This is a genomic window from Flavonifractor sp. An9, from assembly GCF_002161245.1.
Taxonomy (GTDB): Bacteria; Bacillota; Clostridia; order Oscillospirales; family Oscillospiraceae; genus Flavonifractor; species Flavonifractor avicola.
In genome coordinates this window covers 1-1,473 of record NZ_NFHC01000054.1, presented here as the reverse complement: position 1 = coordinate 1,473, position 1,473 = coordinate 1, and the positions used below count along the sequence as shown (strand labels likewise).

Genomic DNA, 1,473 nt, shown 5'->3' with positions numbered 1-1,473 from the left:
GGACCTGTTGACAAAGATAAAATATGGGCCGAAAAATTATATTCTCAGCCCATATTTTATCCATATGTATTGCGGAAAAGATGGCCTTAACCATCCTCTTGAGATTTAATGCCATGGCAGATAGGAGGCATTCCTCCATGGCTGCGAGAATGCCCCTCTTATGTATTGTGGAAAGATTGTGTTCGCGCTTCATAACCGCAAAGCTGCCTTCGGCCCAGATTTTTCGTTTCCTCATCATGTGTAGGTATTCCGAAGTATTGACCCTTAAATGCCCTCTGTAAAACGCAGGATAGCAGCTGCTGGCCAAAATTCTTCTACGCACACTGGCCGTATCAAAACAAGCCTTACGGGAAGTGCATTTCCGGCAGACATCCCCTTGCACCTGGTAGCAGCGAAGGTATTTCCCTGTGGACTTATTGCAGTTCAGACGGTGATATACAAGGGGCTGTCCCATGGGGCAAATAAATGTATCCTGTTGCGGATCATATGAAAATCCATATTTACTTGGGTCATTGGGAAAACGGATGGTGGGAATATAACCGGTAATTCCCAATAGTTCCAAACCCCTGTGAACGGCACCAGTATCATACCCTCTATCCAAAGCAACTTTCTCCATAGACAGGCCCAACTGTTTTTGCTGCCGTTCAAGATGCCGCAAAACCAAGAGACTTTCTTTTTCATTTGCCGGGAATACGTCTACTCCTGTAACAATCCCATGCTTACAATCTACGGTCGCTTCCATGAGGTATCCCACACCTCGTTTGCTCCCGTGGTGGATATAGCCACACTCAGGATCTGTTGTACTTGTTGTAATCTTTTTGGTGATTGTATGACTCGCCGGCTTTTTAAATCCCGGCTGTGATGCAAGCTCTTGGTCCAGATCGTCAAGATAGCTCAGCATACTCTGCTCGACTTCAACTTCTATATCGATCCAGCTGTTCCTTGAAACTTCGGCGGGGATGTAGCTGCCATCGGCGGCCATCTCTTTGCCGTCTATCAAGTCCTGTTCCATACAGCGTCGGACAATTTTCAGAAAGATCTGTTGGAACAAGCTACTCTCATTCCACTTGCGGACTCTTGTTTTGCTGAAGGTAGAATGATCCGGTATTTTTTCTCCAAGTTCAAAGCCACAAAACCAACGATAAGCAATGTCTAGCTGAATTTCCTGGACAAGTCGGCGCTCTGACTTAATGCCGTAAAGGTATCCCACCAGCAGCATTTTAAACATACTAACAGGGTCAACAGATGGGCGGCCATTTGCAGGGTAATATGGCGCTACAAGATCGTAGATAAAGTCAAACGAAATCATCTGATTGATTTTCCGAAGTAAGTGATCGCGTGGAATTAATTCTGCTATATCCAGAATCACCATACTCATTTGACCGCTTTGCCGTCCCATCATGCTCCATTCCTCCCTTATTTCAATTATACCATGGGAATGGGGTATTTGGGACTTTTGTCAACAGGTCCAAT

Annotated in this window: 1 protein-coding gene; it reads right to left on the bottom strand. The window is 45.3% G+C overall.

Annotated elements, in window-relative coordinates:
* Positions 1 to 1,402, bottom strand: a 1,402-nt coding sequence (locus B5G40_RS16535; RefSeq protein WP_087400727.1) for an IS1182 family transposase, incomplete at its 3' end; no start/stop codon positions are given.
* Positions 1,403 to 1,473: the final 71 nt, after the last annotated feature.